We start from the raw sequence: 18,001 nt of genomic DNA on the forward strand, positions 1-18,001 counted from the left end.
TCAGGCCTGCATCCTCATGATCTCGTTGAACGCGTCGACCGCCTTGTTGCGCACGGCGGCGACGAGCTCGAGGGTCGTCTGGGCACGGGTGGAGGCGATGGTCGCCTGGTGGACGCTCTCGAGGTCGCCCGTGACGGCGGCGATCGTCAGCTCGTTCGCGGCGCCCTGGAGCTGCTGCGTGCTGTCGACCGCGCCGCCCAGCACGTCGGCGAAGGCGCTCGCGCCCGCGGCACCGGTCGACCCGGGCGCGGCGGCAACGGTCGCGGAGAGGCTCTCGACGCCGGTGAGGTACCCGGTGCCGGTCGTGGCCTCGACGGAGGGGATGGACATGAGGATCACTTCCCGATCTGGAGTGCTGCTTCGTAGGCCGTCTTCGCGCGGTCGATCACGGCGGCGTTCGCCTGGTAGCCGCGCTGGGCGAGGATGAGGCTCCCCATCTGCTCGGACATGTCGATGTCCGGGTAGCGCACGTAGCCGTCCTCGTCCGCGAGCGGGTGGTCCGGCTCGTACGTGAGCCGGCCCTCCGCGCTCCCCCACGCCGCCCCGGCGACGTACGCGCCGGGGTTCTTCTCGCCGCCCTCGGTGGCGAGGACGTAGCGGGCGCGGAACGCCGCGTCGTCGGTCGACGTGACGGTGTTGACGTTGGCGAGGTTGTCCGCGACGGCGTCGAGCCACTTGCGGTGCAGGGTGAGGCCGGTGCCGGCGATGCCGAGAGCGTCGTAGGTCATGTCAGGCCGTCCGCATCGCCGCGCGCAGGGCGGCGGCCTCGCCGCCGACGGCCTGGGTCGCGAACTGGTAGCGCAGGACGGTGTCGACGTTCGAGACGGTCTCGGTGTCGAGGTTGACGTTCGAGCCGTCGAGCCGGGTCGGCTCGAGCGAACGGTCGACGGTGAAGGCGGTGCGCCGGGCGTCGCCGTCGGCGACGGAGGCCGCCAGCGCCTCCTCGAACTGCACCCGCTTCGCGGTGTAGCCCGGGGTGTTGATGTTGGCGACGTTCTCGGCGATGGCGCTCTGCCGGGCGGACAGCCCGTCCAGCGCGCTCTGGATCGCTACGGAGGTGACGGAGTCGAACACGGTCGCGGATTCCCCACGTCGTCGGTGTCGGCCGTCCGATGGCCTGCGGGGGGAGCGGTCCGTGCTCACCCTGAGCCGACGACGGCCGAGGGGCCGCCGCCGTGCGTCGTGCACGCGCAGCGGGGACGCGTGCTGCGCGGTCGGTCGTGTGCTCACCCGACCCCTATGCAGGGTCGCGACGCGTGAGCCGCACTCGCCCGGGAGCGCCGCCGGGCCGGAGGTGTCGCGAGGGTCAGGCGCTCACGTCGAGGTACGCCGCCGCGGTCGAGTCGTGGGCGCGCGGCACGCACGTCAGGGCACGGGAGTGCCGCCGGTTCTCCACGATGGCGGCGTGCAGGCGGTCCACCACGTCGGCCTGGCGGACCAGGACCTCGAGCGCGCGGTCCACGAGCTCGGCCGGGAGCCGCCCCAGCCCGGTCGGAGGGGTCCACGCGGCCAGGTGGGCGACGGCCGTCTCGCCGGCGTGCTCGCCCGCGACCGACGCCATCGCGTCGAGCTCGTCGAGGGCACGGGCCCAGGCCGTGAGCGTGCCCGCGCGGTCAGGCGACACCGGTCGCTCCGCCGCCGTGCGCCGCGGCGCTCCCGTGCCCGGCGGGCAGCACCTCCGCGGCCTGGCGCCACGTCTCCTGGAGCGGCACGACGATCTCGAGGACCTCGTGCGTGCGCCCGATGTCGCGGTGGACGTTCGCGGCGACCAGCGCCTCGTGGACGTAGACGTAGAGGGCCATGAGGTCCTCGGCACCGTCCCAGACCGTGGTGTCGAGCGAGCCCATGAGCTCGGCCACGATCGCCTGCGCGTGCAGGAGCTGCTCGGACGCGGCGGCCCACCGCTCCTCGCCCTGCGCGGCCTCGGCCCGGCGCAGGTCGAGCACGAGACGGTCGTAGAGCAAGGTCAGCAGGCGCGCGGGGGACGCGGTGAGGATGGCGTCGCGCCCGTAGGCGCTCCGGGCGAGGTGGGTCACGGCGGTTCCTTCGCGGGAGGTGCGGCTCAGCGCTTCGAGGACGAGGAGGGCATGAGGGTCGCGAGCTGGCCCGTCAGCCACTGCTGCTGCGAGTCGAGCTTGGCGAGCTGGACCTCCATGACGGTGTACTGCGCGGTGAGGCGCTTGAAGCGCTGCTCGAGCCGCTGGTCCCACCGGGCGATCTGGTCGTCCAGGCGGGTGGCCTGGGTCTCGCGGTTCTTGACGGACGTCGTGAGGAGGCCGTCGTACTTGTCGGAGAGCATCTCGGAGGCCTTCTGGACGCGCGTCGCGACCTGCTTGAACGTGCTCATCGTCTTGTCGGGGTCGGCGGCGAGGGCCGCCGAGAGCTTCTCGGCGTCGAACGTGACCTCGCCGTAGCGCGTGATCTCGATGCCGATCGACGACAGCGACGCCCCGTCCACCGGGTCCGTGACGGCGCCGAGCAGCGACTGGCGCGCGTTGCGCACGACGGACTCGCCGGCGAGCGTCGCGCCGGAGGTCGAGCCGTCGGACCCGATCGTCACCTTGGTCTGCGTCCCGATGCGCGCGAGGATCGCGCTCACGGCGTCGACGAGGCTGCGGACCTTGTTCGCGCGCGCCTCGGGGTCCTCGCCGACGGTGACCGTCACGGGGTCGGCGGACGCCTTCGAGACGGTGACGTCGATGCCGGGGAGGAGGTCGGTGAACGTGCTCGACGCCGAGGTGACGGTCTGCTCGGCGGCGGTGCCGGCCCAGAGGCGCACCACGGAGTCGGCGGCCGCCGTGACGGTGGCCGCGCCGGGAGCGGCGAGCAGGTTCGTCGCGGTGCCGGCGTCCACCTCGGCGGCTGTCCCGGCGTGGAACGAGAACGCGCCCGCGGCGCCCGTCGCGGCGCCCGTGAGCTGGAGGCGGTAGAGCTTCTCCCCCGTCGCGGCGTCGGTGCCCGCACCGACCTTGACCGCGGTGACGCCCGCGTCGGCGCGGTTGATCGCCGCGACGACGTCGTCGAGCGACGTGGAGGCCGCGGTCAGCTCGGTGTGCTCGCCCGCGGCGTCCGTGAGGGTGAAGCGCGTGGTGGGCGCCGTCGTGAGGGTCGCGGTGACCGACTTCTGCGCGGTGGCGACGGCGTCGACGACGACGTCGATGCTCCCCGGGGAGGCGCCGGCGCGGGCGGCGACCGAGACCGCGTCGGACGAGCCCTTCGCGGTGAAGAGCGCGAGCGCGTCGCCGGCGGTGAGCTCCTTGGCGAGCTTCGCGAGCGCGGCCACGCGCGTGTTGAGGTCCTGGAGCGCGGTGATCTCGGAGCGCTCGGCCTTGACCTTGGCCTGGAGCTGCTGCTGCGGGATCGACTCGACGGCGATGAGCTGCTTGACGAGGTCTGCCGTGTTGAGACCGCTCGACAGCCCGGTGAAGGAGATGCCCACGCGGATCACCTCCAGGTGTGGGACGGGGGACGTGCTGGGGACGTGGTGCGGAGAAGACCCGGCGGACGGCGCGGAGGGCGGTCCGTGCCGCCCGCCGGGTGGCCGTCAGGGTCAGCCGAGGAGCTGGAGGACTCCCGAGCTGGCCTGGTTCGCCTGGGCCAGCATCGCGGTGCCGGCCTGGGACAGGATGTTGGTGCGCGAGTAGTTCATCATCTCCTTGGCCATGTCGACGTCGCGGATGCGCGACTCGGCGGAGGTCAGGTTCTCCGTCGCGACGTTGATGTTGGAGATCGCGTACTCCAGACGGTTCTGCGTCGCACCCAGGCCCGAGCGAGCCGTCGACACGGCCTTGAGCGCCGTGTCGATCGTCTCGATCGCCGCCTGCGCACCGGCGGCGGTCGCGACGTTGAGCGACGTCCCGCCGTTGGTGGCGTCGTAGACGCCGGCCTCGATGATGCCCTGCAGGTCGTTGGTGGTGAGGTCGATCGAGATGGTGTTCCCACCGCCGGCACCCTCGGCGCCGACCTGGACCGTGAGGTCCGTCGCCGTCGACTTGAGCAGGTCGATGCCGTTGAAGTTCGTCGAGTCGACGATCCGGTCGAGCTCGTCCGCGAGCTCGCCCAGCTCCGAGCTGATGGCGGTGCGCGCGTCGGCGTTGTTCGTGTCGTTCGCCGCCTGCACCGACAGGTCGCGCATGCGCTGCAGGATCGACTGCGCCTCACCCAGCGCACCTTCCGCCGTCTGCACGACGCTGATGCCGTCCTGCGCGTTGCGCGCCGCGACGCTGTAACCGTTCACCTGGGCCTTGAGACCCTCGGCGATCGACAGACCCGCGGCGTCGTCCGCCGCACGGTTGATCCGCAGACCCGAGGACAGCTTCTCCAGCGACTTGCTCTGGCTGTTCTGGGTGCTCGTGAGGTTCCGGTACGTGTTGAGTGCCGAGACGTTCGTGTTGACGCTGAAGCCCATGATGAGTCCTCCGTGAGACGGGCGAGTGGATGATCCCCCAGCCCATCCATGGGCCGGTCACCGAGCACTCTCGGCAGCCACCATCACGTCGTGGGGGGCGACTTTCGACGAGCTCCCCGTCCCGTCGGGGCGCTCGCGGTGCGCACAGCACGACGGCGCCGCACCGGGTGCTCCGGTGCGACGCCGTCGGTGGGGACGGCCGCGCGGGACCGGCCGCGCGGCCGTCAGGGTCAGCCGAGGAGCTGGAGCACTCCCGAGCTGGCCTGGTTCGCCTGGGCCAGCATCGCGGTGCCGGCCTGGGACAGGATGTTGGTGCGCGAGTAGTTCATCATCTCCTTGGCCATGTCGACGTCGCGGATGCGCGACTCGGCGGAGGTCAGGTTCTCCGTCGCGACGTTGATGTTGGAGATCGCGTACTCCAGGCGGTTCTGCGTCGCACCCAGGCCCGAGCGAGCCGTCGACACGGCCTTGAGCGCCGTGTCGATCGTCTCGATCGCCGCCTGCGCGTTCGCCGCCGTGTTCACCGTGAGGGAGCTGCCGCCCGCGGCGGCGTACACGCCCGCCTCGATGACCGTCTGGAGGTCGTTGGTGGTGAGGTCGATGGTGATGGTGTTGCCGTCACCGGTGCCCTCGGCGCCGACCTGGACCGTCAGGTCGGTCGCGCTGGACTTGAGCAGGTCGATGCCGTTGAAGTTCGTCGAGTCGACGATCCGGTCGAGCTCGTCCGCGAGCTCGTCGAGCTCCGACTTGATGGCGGTGCGCGCGTCGGCGTTGTTCGTGTCGTTCGCCGCCTGCACCGAGAGGTCGCGCATGCGCTGCAGGATCGACTGCGCCTCACCCAGCGCACCTTCCGCCGTCTGCACGACGCTGATGCCGTCCTGCGCGTTGCGCGCCGCGACGCTGTAACCGTTCACCTGGGCCTTGAGACCCTCGGCGATCGACAGACCCGCGGCGTCGTCCGCCGCACGGTTGATCCGCAGACCCGACGACAGCTTCTCCAGCGACTTGCTCTGGCTGTTCTGGGTGCTCGTGAGGTTCCGGTACGTGTTGAGTGCCGAGACGTTCGTGTTGACGCTGAAGCCCATGATGAGTCCTCCGTGAGACGGGCGAGTGGATGATCCCCCAGCCCATCCATGGGCCGGTCACCGAGCACTCTCGGCACCCACCGCCTCCTCGTGGCCAGTGACCTGCGTCACTTTTCGAGAGCCTCAGGAGCCTCCGCCCAGGAGCTGCAGCACCGACGACGGCGCCTGGTTGGCCTGGGCGAGCATCGCCGTCCCCGCCTGCGCGAGCACGTTCAGGCGCGCGCCGTCGCGCAGCTCCTGGGCGAGGTCGGCGTCCCGGATCCGCGACTCCGCCGCGCGCAGGTTCTCCCCCGTGCTGCCGGCGACGCGCGCCGCGTGGTCGAGCCGGTTGATCGTCGCGCCCATGCGCGAGCGCTCCTCCGAGACGCGCGAGATCGCGCGGTCGATCGCCTCGACCGCCGCACGCGAGGTCATGTGCGCGAGCTCGGGGTACCCCGCGCCGGTCAGGCTCACGCGCAGGTCGCCGTCGCCCGCGACGAGCACCGACGACACCGCCCACGTCACCCGCGGGAGCTGGACGGCGATCGTCGAGGCGGCGTCCCCCTCGGCACCGACCTGGAAGGTCACCGTCGGCTCGCTCGCGAGGAGGAGCTGGTCGGCGAAGGCCGACTCGTTGTGGGTCCGGCTCACCTCGCGCGCGAGCGCCGACAGCTCGTCCTCCATCGCGGCGCGCGCGTCCGGCCCGTTCGTGTCGTTCGCGGCCTGGAGCGCGAGCTCGCGCATGCGCTGGAGCATGCTCTGGATGCCGCCGAGCGCGCCGTCCGCCGTCTCGAGCATGGCGACAGCGTCCGCCGCGTTGCGCTGCGCGACGGCGCTGCCGTTCGCCTGGGCCCGCAGGCCCTCCGCCGTCGTCAGGCCCGCGGAGTCGTCCGCAGCGGTGGTGATCCGCAGGCCGGACGCGAGCCGCTCCGCCGACGCGCCCTGCTCGCGCTGCGTCGTCGCGAGGCGGCGGTACGTCGTCGTCGCCGCCACGTTCGTCACGATCGAGAGACCCATGCGTGCGCTCCTGTCCCGCGCGGCCCCGGGCGGGCCGGCTCGTCCGGTACCGGCCCGTCACCTCGACCGGCCTGCTCCTGGGGACTGTCGGACGCCGCGGCCCGACGGTGGCCGACGTCGGCCACACACCGGTCGACGCCGTCGCGCCCCGGGTCACGACGCCGCGGGCACCGCCCACGCGGACCGCTGCGTGGCGCCGCCCGCGACGCGCTCGCCCATCGCAGCGAGGTACTCCCGCCGGCGGGCCGTGAGCGGCGCGGCCGGGCCCTTCGCCTCGCGGCCCGAGTAGTGGGCCTCGAGCCCCTCGCGGAGCAGGCGGACCGCCTCGATCCGCGCGTGCGAGACGGTCGAGTGGCTGATCCCCAGCTCGGCGGCGAGCTCGCCGACGCTGCGCCCCGCGAAGTACACCTGCTCGACGACGTGCCGCAGCTGGTCCGGCAGCGCCGCCACCGCCTCGCGCACCACGTGCCGTTCCTCGACGGACAGGACCTGCTCCTCCGGGGTCGGCGCCTCGAGCGCGACGTGGTCGTAGGTGGTGTCCTCCATCGCCACGATCGAGCGGCCGGCGTCGTCGCGGGCCGCGCGCACGTCCGCGACCCCGACGCCCATCGCCTCGGCGACCTGCGCGTCGGTCGGCTCGCGGCCGAGGGACGCGGTGAGCGACGCCGTCACGGCCGTCAGCGCCTTGATGCGGCGGCGGGCCGAGCGCGGGGCCCAGTCCTGCGAGCGCAGCTCGTCGGCGAGCGCCCCCACGATGCGGCGCCGCGCGTACGCGCCGAACGGGACGCCGCGGGTCGGGTCGAAGCTCGTGGCCGCCGTGGTGAGGGCGACGGCGCCGACCGACGCGAGGTCCTCGCGCGAGAGGTGGTCGGCCCGCGCGCACAGGTCGGAGACGAGGAAGCCGACGAGGGCAAGGTTGTCGACGACGAGAGCGTTGCGCTCGGAGAGGTTCACGCCGAAGCACCTTTCTGCTGGGGCGGGCCCGGTACGGCACCGGGAGACGCGGGTGAGGCACGCGGTGGCACCGCGTCCTGACCTCTCCCATGCAGCGGGCGCGGGGATCAGCCGCCACATGCGCGCCGTGCGTGCCGACAGTGGGTCTCGAGCGGGCGCTGCCCGCCGCCCCGACCGACCACCGCGCACACAAGGGAGAGCCACGTTGGGCCCTCAGGAGCTGTCGACCCTGCTGTGGCGAGAGCGCGAGCTGCTCGAGATGCTGCTGTTCAAGCTCGAGGAGGAGCAGCTGCTCCTCACCGCCGGCCGCACCCGCTGGCTCGCCCACGCGAACCGCGAGGTCGAGACCGTGATGGAGAAGGTGCGCGAGGCGACCCTCGTGCGCACCGTCGCGTCCGAGACCGTCGCGGCCGAGTGGGGCCTGGCGCCCGACGCCACGCTGCGGGAGATCGCCGCGGCCGCCCCGGCCGCGGGGCCCTGGCGCGAGATCTTCGAGGGCCACCTCACGGGCCTCACGGAGCTGACGGTGCGGATCAAGACCGTCCGCGACACGAACACGCAGTTCGTCAACCACGCGTCGCGCTCCACGCAGGAGACGCTCGCGACGCTCGGCGGCGAGCCCCGCACCTACGACGCGACCGGCGCCACCACGGACCGGTCCGACGTCGCCCGCCTCTTCGACACGGTGCTGTAAGGAGTCCCGCCCATGAGCTCGTTCTCCATCCTCAACACCGCCTTCCGGGGCATGAGCGCCGCCCAGGCGGGCATCGACGTCACCGGTCAGAACGTGGCCAACGTCAACACGCCGGGCTACACGCGCCAGCGCGTGCAGCAGTCGGCCACGGCCCCGCTCACCGAGATGGGCCTGGGGCGGCTCTCGCAGTCCGCGCGGTCCGGCCAGGGCGTGACGATCGACGGCGTCGCCCGGCTCGGGAACCTCTTCCTCGAGTCGCGCGTGCGCCAGACGGCGTCCGCCGACGGGTACGCGAGCGTGCGCGCCGCGGCGTTCACGGCCGTCGAGGACATCCACGGCGAGCCCTCGGACACCGGGCTGTCCGCCGCGCTGCAGTCGTTCTGGGGCGCGTGGCAGGACGCCGCGAACTCCCCGGGCAAGGACGCCCAGGCCTGGGTCGTGGTCGAGGAGGCCGGCGCCGTCGTCGACCGGATCGTCGACGGCCGCGCCCGCGTGGAGACCGCGTGGGGCCAGGCGCGCACGAGCGCGGGCTCGCTCGTGGCCGAGATCAACACGGTCGCCGACAAGATCGCCGCGCTCAACACCCGCATCCTCGACGCCTCCGGCCAGAACGGCTCCGCCAACGAGCTCGTCGACCAGCGCAACCAGCTCGCCGCCGACCTGGCGCGCCTCGCGGGCGCCCAGACGAGCACGAACCCCGACGGCACCGTCAACGTGCTCCTCGGCGGGAACCTCCTCGTCGACGGCCACCACGTGAACGAGGTCCGGCTCGTCGGGTCCTCGACGCTCGACGGCGCGGCCGACGACGCGGTGCGGCTCGAGTGGTCGCACCGCCCGGGCGCGGCCGTCGGGCTCGAGGGCGGCGAGCTCGCCGGGCACCTGTCGGCCCTCGCGCCGGTGTCGTCCGGCGGGATCTACGCCCAGGCCGCGGCGGGCTACGACGCGCTCGCGTCGGCGCTCGTCACGCAGGTCAACGCGCTGCACACGACGGGCCTGACGCCGTCGGGCACGCCGGGCGGCGCGTTCTTCGCGATCGAGCCCGGCAGGTCGGCGGGCGCCGGCCTGCGGGTCGCGGTGACCGCGCCCGGCCAGGTCGCGACCGCCGCCGTCGGGGCGGGGTCCCTCGACGGGTCCGTGGCCGACCGCATCGCCGCGCTCGGGAGCGCCGGCGGCGGTCCCGACGCGGTGTGGTCGACGCACGTCACGCAGCTCGCCGTGAAGTCGAGCTCGGCCGGCTACGACGCGAAGCTCGCGACCACGGCCTCCACGGCGGCGTTCAGCGACCTGCTCTCGCACTCCGCCGTCTCGCTCGACGAGGAGACCGTGAACCTCATGCAGTACCAGCACGCCTACCAGGGCGCGGCCCGCGTGCTCACCGCCGTCGACGAGATGCTCGACCACCTCATCAACCGCACCGGCCGCGTCGGGCTGTAGCCCACGACCAGGTCCGCAAGGGGAGAACCGTGCGCATCACCAACCAGATGCAGGCCTCGTACGTCACGAGGAGCCTGCAGTCCAACCTCGCGAGGATCGCCGAGCTCCAGGAGCAGGGCACCTCGGGGCGCAAGCTCACGCGCGCCTCGAGCGACCCGTCGTCCGCGGCGGACGCCCTCGCGATCCGCGGCCGCCTCGCGGCCGAGCAGCAGTACGACCGCAACATCGCGAACGGCGAGGGCTGGCTCGCGACGCTCGACTCGACGCTCGGCACCGTGACCGACATCGTCCAGCGGGTGCGCGACCTCGTCCTCCAGGGCGCGTCGGACACGACGTCGACGGAGGGCCGGGAGGCCGTCGCCGCCGAGCTCGTCGAGCTGCGCGACGAGCTGCTGCGCCAGTCGAACTCCACGTACCTCGGGCGCACCGTCTTCGCCGGGACCTCGGACGAGGGGGTCGCGTTCCGCGACGACTACTCGTTCACGGGCGGCGGGGCGTCCGTCGAGCGCCGCATCGGCGTCGACTCGACGGTCCGCGTCGACATCGACGGCGCCGCCGTCTTCGGCACCGGGTCCGGCTCGGTGTTCGCCCTGCTGGACACCGTGGCGGCCGACCTGCGGGCCGGCAACGGCAGCGGCGGCCATCTCGCCGCCGTCGACGCACGGCTCGACGCGGTCCTCACCCAGCACACGACCGTCGGCGCGCGCCAGAACCAGCTCGAGCGCGCCGCCGACACCAACCTCGGCAACCGCACCTCGCTCGAGACGCGCCGCGGCGCCATCGAGGACGTCGACCTCGCCGAGCTCGCGATCGACCTCCAGCTCAAGCAGGTCGCCTACCAGGCGACCCTGAGCATCGGCGCCACCCTCCTGCAGCCCTCCCTCCTGGACTACCTCCGCTGATGACCACGCTCACCTTCGTCACCCCGCCCCCCGGCCTCGCGGCCCGCCGGTTCGAGCTGCTCACCGAGCAGGGCGACGGCGTCTACACGCTGTCCGCGCTCGACACCCCGGGCGTCGAGATGCTCGTCCTCGACCCCGGCCGCTGGGTGCCCGGCTACTCCCCCGCGATCCCGTCGTCCGACCTCGCGCGCATCGGGGCCGAGGACACCGACCCGCTCGTGCTCGTCGTCGCGAGCGTGCGCGCCGGCGGCGTGCACGCGAACCTCATGGCGCCGGTGCTCGTGCACCCCGACACGGGCGCCGCGGTCCAGTCCGTCCTCGACGGCCAGGGGCTCGACCTGCGGCGGACCCTCGTCACCGCCTGACGTCGCGGACGACCGCGTCCCCACCCCGACCACAGCCACCCCGGCGCCGCTCACGGCACCGGGGTGGCTGTCCGTCGTCGTGCCGTGCCGTCCGGTGCCGGGACGCGCGCCGGGGCGGGCACCGGGGACGAGCACCGAGCCGGGGGGACGACGAGAGGCCGGGCCCGGGGCGTGCGCCCCCGGCCCGGCCTCCGCACGGGTCTCGGTCCCGTCGCCGTCAGGCGAGGACCACCGTCAGCGCCCCGCCGCCGTAGCCGGCGATCTCGATCTCCGCGTCGAGCCGGCGACCGGTGCTGCGCAGGAACGACACGGGCGCGCCGGGCAGCGGCCCGCGCGTCGAGTCGAACACCTCCGCGAGCTTGAGGTGCGGCGCGTCCTCCGCGTTGAAGAGGGCGGCGGTGACGTTGAGGACCTCGGACAGGTTCTCGAGCAGGACGTCGCTCAGCGTGCCCTCGGCCGCCGCGTCCTGGGCGGGGCCGGGCGGCACGAGGCCGATCGAGGCGCCGAGGTGGGCGCCGAGCGGGACGTCGACGGCGACGACCGCCTCGACCTGCGCCCGGTGGCTGACGTAGGTCGCGGCGATGACGCCCGGTCGCGTCTCGGGCGTCATGAGCGCGCTCGCGCGCACGGCCGTGCACCCGCGGCCGACCAGTCCCGCGTACAGGTCGCGGATCTCCTTGAGCTCGGGCAGGGGGGTGGTGGTCACAGGGGGCTCCTCCGGGGGGACGTGCGTCGGGTCAACGGACGTGGGGACGCAGGACGTCCTCGAACGTGTCCGCGTCGAACGGCTTGGCGATGAGGAACAGGGCGCCCTCGGCGTCCGCGAGCTCGCGCATCTGCGGCGAGCCCTCCGACGTGACGAAGCCGAACGGCACGGTCGACCCGGCGGCGCGCAGCGCGCGCAGGACGTCGATGCCGTTCATCTCCGGCATGTTCCAGTCGGACAGCACGAGGTCCGGCTGCTCCGCCTGGGTGAGGGCGAGCGCCTCGGCGCCGTCCCCGGCCTGCAGGATCTCCCAGTCCTTGAACCCGGCCTGACGCAGGGTCCGGACGACGATCTGCCGCATCACGCGGCTGTCGTCCGCGACGACGACTCTCACAGCTGTTCTCCGTCCTTCGAGGTCCACAACGAGATGACGAGGGGTTCGCCGCGCCACAGCAGCGCCTGCGCGTGGTCGGCCGCCCGCGCGACCGCCGGGCCCGTGGTGTCGACCACGGGCAGGGTGAGCGACGAGCCGCCGTCGAGCATGCCCTTGAGGTTCCCGCCGACGACGTTCGCGACCTCGCCGAGCGCGTCGCGCACGTCGTCGAGGCCCACGGTCTCGTCGTCGTCCAGCTGGAGGAGCGCGCGCGCGATGCGGTCCGCGGTCGGGCGGGCGGTCACGACGAGCGTGCGCCACGAGGTCGGGCCGACGATGTCGACCCACGCGTGCACGGGGTCGGGGATCGGCGCCCCGAGGGCGTCGACGGGCTCGAGCAGGCCCGGCTCGCCGTCGACCATGGCGGCGAAGAGGTCCTGGGCGATGGGCAGGACGCTCCGGGTGAGCGTGTCCCGGGTGTCGATCATGCGAGCTCCTTGGTCGGCAGGAGCCCGAGCATGTCGAGCTTGCCCATGAGTGCGTCCGGCGTGAACGGCTTGATGAGGTACTCGTGGGCACCGGCGGCGAGCGCGCGCACGATGCGCGACTGCTCGGACTCCGTGGTGATCATCATGAGCGTGAGGTCGCGCCACTCGCGGCGCGCGCGCACGGCCTGCACGAACTGCAGCCCGTCCATCACCGGCATGTTCCAGTCGACGCACGCGAGGTCGAAGCGCTCGCCCGCCTCGAGCAGGTCGAGCGCCTGGCGCCCGTCACCCGCCTCGGCGGTCTCGAAGCCGAGATCCCTCAGCGTCGTGGCGACGATGCGGCGCATCACGCGGGCGTCGTCGATGATCAGCGCTCTCATGCGCTGCCTCCTCGGAGTCGGTAGATGGAGCCCTGCGTGACGTCGACCCGTTCCCACGCGGGATCGACGCCGACGGTGGTCTCGGCGGCCCCCAGCAGGAGGAAGCCGCCCGGCCGCACCCGGCTGCGGAGCCGGGCGAGGATCGACTGCTTGGTCGGCATGTCGAAGTAGATGAGCACGTTGCGCAGGAAGACGATGTCGAACATCCGCGGCCCGGGCGGCGCCGTGAGCAGGTTGTGCTGCTGGAACGTGAGGTTCTCCCGCAGCGCCGGGTCGACCTCCCACTCGGCGCCCACGCGCCGGAAGTTGCGCACGAGCATGGGCGCGGGCAGGCCGCGGTTGATCTCGAGCTGGCTGTACCGGCCCGTCCGCGCCCGCTCGACGACCTGCGCGTTGATGTCCGTCGCGAGGATCCGGTAGCTCCGCACCCGCTCCTCGCGCAGGACCATCGCGATGCTGTACGGCTCCTGGCCGGTCGAGCACGCCGCGGACCAGATGCTGAGGTCCGCGCCCGCGAGCTCCGGCAGGATCGCCCGGCGCAGGGCGGTGAACGGCGAGGTGTCGCGGAACCAGGACGTCTCGTTGGTCGTCATGGCTTCGACGACCCGCACGGTCTCCGCCGGGGAGCCGCCCCGCAGGTAGCGGCGGACGTAGCTGTCGACGGCGTCGGGACCCTGCAGGCCCTTCTCGCGCGCGAGCGGCCCGAGCCGGGCCTCGACGAGGTACTCCTTGCCCGGCGCGAGCTGGATCGCGCTGTGCTTGCGGACCAGGTCGCTCACGTAGGCGAACGACTGGGTCGAGACGGTCATGCGTGCGCTCCTTCGGCCGCACCGGCGATGGCGCGGGCGACCTGGTCGAGGGGAAGGACCGCGTGGGCGTGCCCCGCGGTCGTGACGGCGCCCGGCATGCCCCAGACGACCGAGCTCTGCTCGTCCTGGGCGAGCACGTGGCCGCCGGCGCGGGCGATCTCCCCCGCACCGTCGCGGCCGTCGGAGCCCATCCCCGTGAGGACGACGGCGAGCAGGTCGCCGCCGAGCGTGCGGACCGCGGAGCGGAACAGGACGTCGACGGCGGGGCGCGTGAAGTTGACGGGGGGCCCGTCCGTGACGAGCGTCGTCAGGCCCGTGCCCTGGCGGCCGAGCTCGAGGTGCCGGCCGCCGGGCGCCAGGTAGGCGTGACCGGGACGGAGCACCTCGCCGCCGGCGGCCTCGACTACCGTCGTGGGTCCGGCGCGGTCCAGGCGCTCGGCCAGCTGCCGCGTGAACACCGGCGGCATGTGCTGGACCACGAGCATCGGGACGGGCAGCGGCGTGGTCAGGGACGACAGCACGGCCCGCAGCGCCTCCGGCCCGCCCGTGGAGGAGCCGACGACGACCGCGCGCACCGGTCGGGCCGGGGCGGGACGCCGGACCGCGGTCGTCGTCCCGCCGGACCGCGCCGTCGGGGCGGCGGGCGCGCGCGGGACGAGCGCCTTGATCTTGGGCGTGAGCTCCAGGCCGACGCGCTCGAGCGCGGTCTGGACCGACCCGCTCCCGCTCGGCTTGGTGACGTAGTCCGTGGCTCCGGCCGTGAGGGCGTCGAGCGTCGCGGCCGCCCCGCGCTCGGTGAGCGTCGAGAACATCACGACGGGCATGCGCCGGCCGGCCGCGCGGAGCGCCCGGACCGTCTCGATGCCGTCCATGACGGGCATCTCGATGTCGAGCGTGACGACGTCGGGATCGAGCTGCTCGACCTTCGCGAGGGCGAGGCGGCCGTCGGCCGCCGTGCCGACGACGGTGATCTCGGGGTCCCGGTCGAGCGTCTGCGCGACGAGGCGACGGATCACGACGGAGTCGTCGACGACGAGCACGCGGATCATCGCCGACCTCCTCGGGCGCGGCGCGCGCCGGCTGAGCGGGGTGCGAGCGTCATGGCCGGCGGTCTCAGAGCCGGAACCGGGAGACCTGGGCGTCGAGCAGCTCGGAGACGTGGGCGAGCTCGCCGACGGCGACGTTGAGCTGCTCCATCGACCGGGCGCTCTCCTGCGCGCCGGCGGCGATGCCGGTGATGTTGCCCGCGATCTCGCTCGACCCCGTCGCCGCCTCCTGCACCCCCCGCGACATCTCGTTCGTCGTCGCCGTCTGCTCCTCCACCGCCGACGCGATCGTCAGCTGGTAGTCGTTGATCCGCCCGATGATGTCCGCGATCTCCCCGATCGCCTCCACCGCACCCACCGTGTCCCCCTGGATCGCCTCCACCCGACGCGCGATGTCCTCCGTCGCCTTCGCCGTCTCCTGCGCCAGCTCCTTCACCTCGCTGGCCACCACCGCGAACCCCTTGCCCGCCTCACCCGCACGAGCCGCCTCGATCGTCGCGTTCAACGCCAACAAGTTCGTCTGCTCCGCGATCGACGTGATCACCTTGATCACGTCACCGATCTCCTGCGACGACGTCCCCAGCTTCTGCACCGTCTCGTTCGTCGCCGCAGCACGCTCCGTGGCCTTGTTCGCCACCTTCGCCGCCTCGTTCGAGTTCTGCGCGATCTCCCGGATCGAAGCCCCCATCTCCTCCGCACCCGCAGCCACCGTCTGCACGTTCTGCGACACCTGCTCCGCCGCCGACGCCACCACACCCGACTGCGCCGCCGTCTCGTCCGACGACGCCGAGAACTGCGCACCCGCCGCAGACAGCTGCTCCGTCGCCGCAGCCACCGCCTCCGACGTCCCCGCCACCTCCGCGATGATCCCCCGCAAGTTCTCCTGCGCACTCGTCAACGCCGCAGCCATCTGCCCCAGCTCGTCACGGCCCACCACCTCCGCACGCACCGTGAGGTCGCCGTCGCCCAGCGCGGTCAGGCTCCTCGACACCGCACCGATCCGGACGGCGATGCCGCGCGCCACGACGTAGGACAGCGCGGTCGCCGCGAGGGCGCCGAGCACCGCGACGAGGATCGTGGCGAGCAGCGCCCGAGCCGCGAGCGTGTCCGTCTCCTCGGCGAGCTCCGCCGCCTGCTCGCCCTGGGACACCGTCTCGACCTGCATCGCGTCCAGGACCCCCGTCGTCAGGGGGCGGACGGTGTCGTCGAAGTACGCGGCGAAGCCCGCGGTGTCACCCGCGTCCGCCAGCGGGAACAGCTCGCCCTCGGCCGCCGCGTAGTACGCGTCCAGGGCGGCGACGAGCGCGTCGACGTCGGTCTGGCTCACCGCGTTCGGACGGTACGCCTCGATCTGGGCCTCCAGGTCGACCTTGCGCTCCACCAGCTCGTCGAGGAGGCTCGCCCGGGTCTCCGCGTCCGCGATCCCGTACTGGACCACGCGGGCGCGGTCACCCTGGAAGGCGCGCTGGATCTCCGTGAGCTGCTGCAGCGGCGTGACGTTGCCGCGGTACATCTCGTCGGCGTCCGATCGCAGCTGGCGCATCGAGACGAGCGCGACGGCCGTGATGACGGCGGTCACCACCACCATCACGAGGACCGACGTGAGGATCTTGACGAGGACGGGGCGGTCCCCCCACAGGCGTCGGGGCGCGTCCTGCTGCTGGTTCGTGGTCATCGTGGTCGTCTCTCCGCGTGGGTGGGTGGGTGTCAGGGGTCAGCAGGTCAGTAGGTGAACCGGGAGGCGCGGCCGCGCAGCTCGGCGGCCATGCGCGCGAGCTCGGCGATCGACCCGTTCATCTGCTCGACGGCCTGGGCCGTCGACGAGGCGCCGGCGGCGATGCCGGTGATGTTGCCCGCGATCTCGCTCGACCCCGTCGCCGCCTCCTGCACCCCCCGCGACATCTCGTTCGTCGTCGCCGTCTGCTCCTCCACCGCCGACGCGATCGTCAGCTGGTAGTCGTTGATCCGCCCGATGATGTCCGCGATCTCCCCGATCGCCTCCACCGCACCCACCGTGTCCCCCTGGATCGCCTCCACCCGACGCGCGATGTCCTCCGTCGCCTTCGCCGTCTCCTGCGCCAGCTCCTTCACCTCGCTGGCCACCACCGCGAACCCCTTGCCCGCCTCACCCGCACGAGCCGCCTCGATCGTCGCGTTCAACGCCAACAAGTTCGTCTGCTCCGCGATCGACGTGATCACCTTGATCACGTCACCGATCTCCTGCGACGACGTCCCCAGCTTCTGCACCGTCTCGTTCGTCGCCGCAGCACGCTCCGTGGCCTTGTTCGCCACCTTCGCCGCCTCGTTCGAGTTCTGCGCGATCTCCCGGATCGAAGCCCCCATCTCCTCCGCACCCGCAGCCACCGTCTGCACGTTCTGCGACACCTGCTCCGCCGCCGACGCCACCACACCCGACTGCGCCGCCGTCTCGTCCGACGACGCCGAGAACTGCGCACCCGCCGCAGACAGCTGCTCCGTCGCCGCAGCCACCGCCTCCGACGTCCCCGCCACCTCCGCGATGATCCCCCGCAAGTTCTCCTGCGCACTCGTCAACGCCGCAGCCATCTGCCCCAGCTCGTCACGGGCCTCCACCTGCGCCCGCACCGTGAGGTCGCCCGAGGCGAGCGCGCCGAGCGCGTGCTGGACCGTGCCGGCGGAGCGCCGGATGCCGTTCGCGACGCGCACGCCCACGACGACCGCGAGCAGCAGCCCGACGGCGGCGACGACGATCATGAGGAGGAAGGCCCGCGTGGCCTTCGCCGCGGCGTCGTCCGCGACGGTGTCGAGGTAGGCGTACACCGCGTCGCCGGACGCCGCCAGCGAGGCCCGGTAGGACTCGATGATCTCGTCGTTGGCCGCCTGGATCTCGGGCGTCACCGCCTTGGCCTCCACGGCCGGCATGAGCGTCGCGTCGCGGAAGGCGAGCCACTCGGCCCAGCTCGCCTTGAACGCGTTCCAGTTCGGCTCGTCCACCCCGTCGGCGGCCAGCACCGCGTCGATCACGCCGATCTGCTCCTCGACGAGGGCGTCCGTCGCAGCCATCTGCTCCACGGTCTGCTCGCGGGCCTCGCCCTGGACGATGTCGTACTGGTAGGTGAGCCGCCACGCCTCCTGGGCACCGTGGTCCACCTCCGCGTTGCTGCGCAGGAGCGAGCTCGCGACGCTCGCGACCGACGCCGTGTCGTCGGACGTGGACCGCAGGCTCTGCAGGGCGAACCCCACGACGAGGACGAGCACGACGGCGAGCACGCCGAGCGCGGTGAGGATCTTCGTGCGGACGGAGAAGTCGGCGAAGCGACGCCGGCGCGCGGCGGGCCGCGGGGTCTCGAGCGTGGACATGAGGAGCTCCTGGGGACGTGGG

General features: G+C 72.9%; 22 protein-coding genes. 4 read left to right on the forward strand and 18 right to left on the reverse strand.

Going from position 1 to position 18,001, the window contains the following annotated elements; translation table 11 throughout:
- The 10 genes from fliE to B9L22_RS02270 form a co-directional block, all read right to left on the reverse strand.
- On the reverse strand, nt 1-330 hold the full coding sequence (fliE, locus tag B9L22_RS02225; protein ID WP_086149620.1) for a flagellar hook-basal body complex protein FliE: 330 nt from the start codon (nt 328-330) through the stop codon (nt 1-3).
- A gap of 5 nt (nt 331-335) precedes the next feature.
- On the reverse strand, nt 336-728 hold the full coding sequence (locus B9L22_RS02230; RefSeq protein ID WP_021482578.1) for a flagellar basal body rod protein FlgC: 393 nt from the start codon (nt 726-728) through the stop codon (nt 336-338).
- A 1-nt stretch (nt 729) separates the two neighbouring features.
- Nucleotides 730-1,074 carry a flagellar basal body protein gene (locus B9L22_RS02235; protein WP_021482579.1) on the reverse strand — a complete coding sequence of 115 codons (345 nt, stop codon included), beginning with the start codon at nt 1,072-1,074 and terminating at the stop codon, nt 730-732.
- Between the two features lie 232 nt (nt 1,075-1,306).
- Nucleotides 1,307-1,624, reverse strand: coding sequence for a hypothetical protein (locus B9L22_RS02240; RefSeq protein ID WP_051028518.1), 318 nt, complete (start codon nt 1,622-1,624; stop codon nt 1,307-1,309).
- Nucleotides 1,614-2,036, reverse strand: a complete 423-nt coding sequence (gene fliS / locus B9L22_RS02245) for a flagellar export chaperone FliS (RefSeq protein WP_021483132.1) — start codon at nt 2,034-2,036, stop codon at nt 1,614-1,616. Before fliS ends, B9L22_RS02240 begins: the two co-directional genes overlap by 11 nt.
- Before the next feature lie 26 nt (nt 2,037-2,062).
- Nucleotides 2,063-3,439: a flagellar filament capping protein FliD gene (fliD, locus tag B9L22_RS02250; RefSeq protein WP_143317021.1), complete on the reverse strand. Its 1,377-nt coding sequence runs from the start codon at nt 3,437-3,439 to the stop codon at nt 2,063-2,065.
- 111 nt (nt 3,440-3,550) lie between these two features.
- Nucleotides 3,551-4,408 carry a flagellin gene (locus B9L22_RS02255; protein WP_085388479.1) on the reverse strand — a complete coding sequence of 286 codons (858 nt, stop codon included), beginning with the start codon at nt 4,406-4,408 and terminating at the stop codon, nt 3,551-3,553.
- A 230-nt stretch (nt 4,409-4,638) separates the two neighbouring features.
- Nucleotides 4,639-5,493: a flagellin gene (locus B9L22_RS02260; RefSeq protein ID WP_086149055.1), complete on the reverse strand. Its 855-nt coding sequence runs from the start codon at nt 5,491-5,493 to the stop codon at nt 4,639-4,641.
- A gap of 123 nt (nt 5,494-5,616) precedes the next feature.
- Nucleotides 5,617-6,489, reverse strand: a complete 873-nt coding sequence (locus B9L22_RS02265; RefSeq protein WP_086149056.1) for a flagellin — start codon at nt 6,487-6,489, stop codon at nt 5,617-5,619.
- 153 nt (nt 6,490-6,642) lie between these two features.
- Complete coding sequence (locus tag B9L22_RS02270) at nt 6,643-7,443, reverse strand: sigma-70 family RNA polymerase sigma factor (protein ID WP_086149057.1); 801 nt, start codon at nt 7,441-7,443, stop codon at nt 6,643-6,645.
- Between the two features lie 205 nt (nt 7,444-7,648).
- Between B9L22_RS02270 and B9L22_RS02275 the strand changes: the two genes are divergently transcribed.
- Genes B9L22_RS02275 through fliW form a run of 4 tightly spaced genes read left to right on the forward strand, consistent with a single transcriptional unit; the run spans nt 7,649 to nt 10,838 of the window.
- On the forward strand, nt 7,649-8,137 hold the full coding sequence (locus tag B9L22_RS02275) for a flagellar protein FlgN (protein ID WP_021483253.1): 489 nt from the start codon (nt 7,649-7,651) through the stop codon (nt 8,135-8,137).
- Nucleotides 8,138-8,149: 12 nt separating this feature from the next.
- Nucleotides 8,150-9,571: a flagellar hook-associated protein FlgK gene (gene flgK, locus B9L22_RS02280; protein ID WP_086149058.1), complete on the forward strand. Its 1,422-nt coding sequence runs from the start codon at nt 8,150-8,152 to the stop codon at nt 9,569-9,571.
- A gap of 29 nt (nt 9,572-9,600) precedes the next feature.
- Nucleotides 9,601-10,473: a flagellar hook-associated protein FlgL gene (gene flgL / locus B9L22_RS02285; protein ID WP_021483277.1), complete on the forward strand. Its 873-nt coding sequence runs from the start codon at nt 9,601-9,603 to the stop codon at nt 10,471-10,473.
- Nucleotides 10,473-10,838 carry a flagellar assembly protein FliW gene (gene fliW, locus B9L22_RS02290; protein ID WP_021483278.1) on the forward strand — a complete coding sequence of 122 codons (366 nt, stop codon included), beginning with the start codon at nt 10,473-10,475 and terminating at the stop codon, nt 10,836-10,838. Before flgL ends, fliW begins: the two co-directional genes overlap by 1 nt.
- A gap of 217 nt (nt 10,839-11,055) precedes the next feature.
- On the opposite strand, the gene B9L22_RS02295 is transcribed toward fliW, so the two are convergent.
- The 8 genes from B9L22_RS02295 to B9L22_RS02330 form a co-directional block, all read right to left on the reverse strand.
- Entirely contained in the window at nt 11,056-11,544 is a 489-nt protein-coding gene (locus B9L22_RS02295; RefSeq protein ID WP_086149059.1) for a hypothetical protein, read from the reverse strand.
- A 31-nt stretch (nt 11,545-11,575) separates the two neighbouring features.
- Complete coding sequence (locus B9L22_RS02300; protein ID WP_021482435.1) at nt 11,576-11,938, reverse strand: response regulator; 363 nt, start codon at nt 11,936-11,938, stop codon at nt 11,576-11,578.
- Nucleotides 11,935-12,405 carry a chemotaxis protein CheX gene (locus tag B9L22_RS02305; RefSeq protein ID WP_043658113.1) on the reverse strand — a complete coding sequence of 157 codons (471 nt, stop codon included), beginning with the start codon at nt 12,403-12,405 and terminating at the stop codon, nt 11,935-11,937. The genes B9L22_RS02300 and B9L22_RS02305 overlap by 4 nt, the downstream gene beginning before the upstream one ends.
- Nucleotides 12,402-12,785, reverse strand: a complete 384-nt coding sequence (locus B9L22_RS02310) for a response regulator (protein WP_021482437.1) — start codon at nt 12,783-12,785, stop codon at nt 12,402-12,404. Before B9L22_RS02310 ends, B9L22_RS02305 begins: the two co-directional genes overlap by 4 nt.
- Nucleotides 12,782-13,594 carry a protein-glutamate O-methyltransferase CheR gene (locus B9L22_RS02315; RefSeq protein WP_021482438.1) on the reverse strand — a complete coding sequence of 271 codons (813 nt, stop codon included), beginning with the start codon at nt 13,592-13,594 and terminating at the stop codon, nt 12,782-12,784. Before B9L22_RS02315 ends, B9L22_RS02310 begins: the two co-directional genes overlap by 4 nt.
- Nucleotides 13,591-14,643: a chemotaxis response regulator protein-glutamate methylesterase gene (locus B9L22_RS02320; RefSeq protein WP_086149060.1), complete on the reverse strand. Its 1,053-nt coding sequence runs from the start codon at nt 14,641-14,643 to the stop codon at nt 13,591-13,593. The genes B9L22_RS02315 and B9L22_RS02320 overlap by 4 nt, the downstream gene beginning before the upstream one ends.
- A gap of 64 nt (nt 14,644-14,707) precedes the next feature.
- Complete coding sequence (locus B9L22_RS02325) at nt 14,708-16,315, reverse strand: methyl-accepting chemotaxis protein (protein ID WP_086149061.1); 1,608 nt, start codon at nt 16,313-16,315, stop codon at nt 14,708-14,710.
- Nucleotides 16,316-16,362: 47 nt separating this feature from the next.
- Nucleotides 16,363-17,979 carry a methyl-accepting chemotaxis protein gene (locus B9L22_RS02330; RefSeq protein WP_086149062.1) on the reverse strand — a complete coding sequence of 539 codons (1,617 nt, stop codon included), beginning with the start codon at nt 17,977-17,979 and terminating at the stop codon, nt 16,363-16,365.
- Nucleotides 17,980-18,001 lie beyond the last annotated feature (22 nt).

The organism is Cellulosimicrobium sp. KWT-B (genome assembly GCF_002127155.1).
Lineage (GTDB): Bacteria > Actinomycetota > Actinomycetes > Actinomycetales > Cellulomonadaceae > Cellulosimicrobium > Cellulosimicrobium funkei.